General features: G+C 69.2%; 1 protein-coding gene. It reads left to right on the top strand.

The window, feature by feature from the left end; genetic code table 11:
- Positions 1–4,413 (top strand): hypothetical protein (locus tag SNE206_RS39690; protein ID WP_407918460.1); only part of this gene is annotated, 4,413 nt, incomplete at both ends.

The following is a 4,413-nucleotide window of genomic DNA, read 5'->3' as shown; positions in this document are numbered from 1 at the left end:
CCGGTGTTCACCACGCCGGATGGGCGGGTTCTGGCGGGCAGTTACCGGTTCGACGTGAACGGGGTTCCGAAGCCGGACAGTTGGCGTCCGGGGCGGTTCACGCTGCAGCCCGCGCGTGGCGCGGGGGCGAGTGCCGATCTCGGTTCCGACCTGATCGAGGCGCTGCAGACCCGGGTGCCCGCCCTGCTCGGCGGTACGGCCTTCCCGGTGGGCACGGACCGGGGGGTGCCCGCGCCCGCCGAACTCGTGCGGTGGATGCCGAAGAAGAAGTCCAAGTCGGGCCCCGCATCCCAAGCAACCACACCTGCACAGCAGACAGGCTCCTCTGCCGCGTCAGGGGCTTCACCGGTACAGGCGGCCGTCTCCACGGTGCACGACGAGGACATCTGGGTCAGTTTCGGCAATCCCGAGCGGTTCAGGCAGCACATCGTGTCCCTCGAACTGAGGTCGAGCAGGGATCCGTTCTCGGGCCTTCGGATCCCACGGCTGGTCGGCGGCCACCAACTCGACGCCGACGGGACGATCCCGGTCCGGGACGGTGACGCGGTGGTGCGCGTCACCGTGCCGGAGGGTTCGAGGACGGAGCCGCTGGCGAACGGCGTGTTCGATGCAACGGTCGAGTACCGGCCGCTGATCGGCGTCCCGGTGACGAAACTGACCACCTTCTACCCCGCCCACCTGACCTGGGCACAGATGAAGAGGAGTGCCGCGGCGGCGTACCGGAACGCCGTGCTGGCCGGTGAGACGAACCTCTCCGGCGGATTCCACACGGCGTCACCCGGCATGGACCCGCTGCTCGGCAAGTTCATCGGCACCGACATCCACGGCAACTGGCTCGCCGGGTTCGTCTTCGCCGGCGAAATCCAGACCGCCTTCCCGCTGAACCGCGAGCCCGGCACGCCGCGGACGAGTGCACCGAACCCGTGGACGGTTGCGGTCACCGAGAGCACTTCCGTCGCCCCGGTGGCGCTTGCGGTCGCCGAGAGCACTTCCGTCGCCCCGGTGGCGCTTGCGGTCACCGAGAGCACTTCCGTCGCCCCGGTGGCGGTTGCCGTCACCGAGAGCACTCCCGTCGCCCCGGTGACGGCAGAGCCCGGCGAGGTGCTGCCGGACATCGTGTGGCAGCCGAAGCCGACGGCAGAGCAGATAGAGGCCCGAGTGGCCCAACTGTGGACCACCGGTCTGCGCGCCCTGGCCGCCCGCACCGTTACCACGGCCGGGCTGGCGGAGCAGGCGGGCGCGGCACTGAAACGGGCGCGCCGGCTCCCGATTGGGCAGCAGGGCTCGTTGGTGGAATCGCTGCTCACGCTCCAGGGTGTGCTGGCAGCCGAGGAGCTGGCCTCCATGGTGGCCTCCGGCGGCCACGTCGACGTGTCGGAGGTGACCAGTGCGCTGGAGGGGCTGCGGAAGGCGGTCGTCGCGCAGTTGCTCCTGCTGGACGGAGACTTCCAGGGACACGCCGGCGAAGTACTGCGGGCCCTGGCCATGGTGCGGAAGGTGGGCGACGACTGGACGGCCCAGCCGTGGCCGGCCCGGCTGGGCCGCTGGCTGGCCGTACTGCACAGCAGCGTCCTGGCCACCCGGGGGAAGAAGGGGTCCATACCGCGGGGCATCTACGACCAGCACCTCCAGACCCTGGCGACCAGCGGCGTCGAACTCCTGCGTGACGGCGAGCTCGGCGCGACCGAGCTGAAGGCGAGCCTGGACCGGCTGCCCCAGAAGTCCCGGCAGGAGACCGAGCAGCGGATGTGGCTGAGCGACATCCGCTACGCCGTCGGCTCCGCCGACGGGACGACTGTCGCGGGCGCCGTCAAGGAGCGCCTGGAGTACCTGGCCGCCGACCAGAAGCGGATCGACTCCGGTCAGGGCAAGAATCCGGCACAGCGCCGCGGCTCCGGCACCGACGACCGCTACACGGCGTGGGCGCAGGAGATCCGCAAGCGGATCGACGCGGTCCACGACGACATCGAGCAGCTCGGCACCCGCGCTCCGGCGGCGGCGTGGGAACTGCCCGGCCTGCGGATCGACAGCCACCTGCTGAAGATCCGAAAGGAGGTATGGCTGGCCCGCGAGCTCGGCTACCTGCCGTACAAGCAGGCGCTGGCCTTCGCGATACTCGCGCTCGCGCTCGCGAAGCTGACGAAGGAGGCACGCGGAAACCTCAAGACCCAGGCCAAGGAGGGCTTCGACGCGGTACGGACGATCACGCCTCTCCTGCACCACTCCGGCGACCCCGAACCGGAGATCTTCGAAAGCACCTGGCAGAAAGTCTTCTTCACTCTGGAGGAAGCGGAACTCACCTTCCTGAGCGGGCAGGGAGGCCACCCGGCCGGCTATGCGGGCACAGTCTCATCGGTGCGCCGGAACCTCCGATCGGCCGCACATGTCCGCTACGAGCTCGCGCCGCCCATGGTCAAGAAGTACCTGGCCGAAGTGGCCGCGCTCGAAAAGGAGATTGAGAAGAAGCGAGACGCTGCCACGGCCGTGACCGAGATGATGTGCGACGCCGCCAGGTCGGATGTCGGTTGGGCTGTCATGGAGACGTACTCCAAGGGCATCGAGTTCGAATCCGTCGATTCCCGCATGGCGGCGTTCACCGGGGAGGTCAGCCGAGGGCGAATTGTCATGGGAGTCACCTCGCCCTACCGGATGATGCTGCTGCTCGCCCAGCTCGGGCAGCTGCGCCACCTGGCGGCCGACCCGGCGGGCTTCGTCGCGGACCTTCGGAAGCACGCCCTGAAGATGGTCCAAGGGGTCCAGCACGACATGCTCACCAGTTCGTTCGACGGGCTCACTCTGGCCAATGTCACGGCGGAAACCCCCTCCGCCCAGTTGCTCGCGCTCCTGGAAACCTTGGCGAACGCCTGGGCGGAGCTGGTGCACTTCGGGTTCGCATCTCAGGCGTCAGCACGGCAGGGGATGAAGCAGGGCGAGGCGTTCGAACAGCTCGCAGACCGCTACCGCATGCCGGATCTGGGCGACCAGATGGCAGCACTGCTCGATCTCCATCTGAAAGCCGTCAGCGGGCCGGAACGGCCGTCCGATGCCCAGAAGTGGCGTGACGGGATCCTCAAGGACATCCGCGACCTGCTCAAGGGCTGGCCGAAGACCCCGGACTCCGACACCGTGCTGCCGTTCAGGTACGCAGGCACCGTGCTGGACGCACTCGTGGCGGCGGCCGACAGGCAGACACCCCCGCCGGACGCGGGCTTCCGCGACAGTGTCCGGGGCGCCCGCACGGGCCTGCAGAAGCTGGCCGCGGGTACCGTGTACTACCCCGTCGAGGACCAGCCGTTCGCGCCTGTACCGGCGACCCCGCCACTGGACGTGCTGTCGGCGACGGAACACGAGGCGGTCTCCAGTGCCCTGGACGGCCTTGCGGCGATGGTCCCCCTCGTCCTGCGGGGCGCGATCGCCGCGACGGACTTCGATGCCGCCTCGCTCGAGGCGGCTCGCATGGTCGCCCGCCAGAGCGACCTCCGCCTGGTCCTGCGCGCCGCTGTGCTCGCGATGCTGGGCGACCGACCGCTCGATCCGCACCTTGTCCAGCGGGCGGTCGAAGCATTGGTCGCCGTCAACATGGCCGGAAGATCCCCAGGAGCCCGATGGGACATCGACACGGACACGCTTCTGCAGGATGTCGGCCCCATCATCCGCGATGCCCTGGACGGCACCACGCTGTCACACGCGCGCTTCAGCAGCGCCCTGGTGCTGGCCCAGAGCGACAGCACCTGGCGGAACTCCGGCTACGCCCGGAAGACAGCGGACCAGATGGAAGAACTGCTCGCCGAGGGTGACCGGCAGGCTGTCCTGAAGGTCCTGGCGGACAGGGTTGTGACCTTGGCCAATGCCGGAACCGTGGCCGGCGGAGGAGGACTCGTCTCACCCGACCTGATGCGCGAGCGGTTGAGCGAGATCCCGGACGTGCCCGTGGTGCTCACCCCGGGGGATCGCCGGCAGCTCGACAGCGTCATCCAGTACAACGTCATCTACCACCGCCTCGACACTGCCAGCAGTTCCCTCCTCACCGAAGAGCTGTTCGTCGATTCGCTGGACGAGCTTTCCGGCACCGTGGTACTGCCGAAGGCTGAGGCTGCCGACCCGGCCAAGGCCGGGCTTGAGATGCTCCGTCGGCGGATGCCCGTCCTGCCGTCCCAGCTCGCCATCAACGCGGAGCTCGGAGGGATCGACCAGCTTCCGCGGCATGCGGCAGTGGTGGCGCTGCGGGAGGAGATGGCCTACCGCAACGCCGTCGCGGCCGGGGACGGTGCGGAGGCGGTCCGGCGGTTCGGTCGGTGGTTGGGTGCGTTGGAGCATGCGGGGTTGGAGGCGTTCGGGGTGGCGCCGGGGGTGGTGCGGTCGGCGTTTGTGCGGTTGTTGTCGGTGGAGGTGCCGGAGGGGTTCGGGGAGCGG

The organism is Kitasatospora sp. NE20-6 (genome assembly GCF_045862635.1).
The sequence above is the reverse complement of the archived record's forward strand: the minus strand, read 5'-3'. Positions and strand labels throughout refer to the sequence as shown.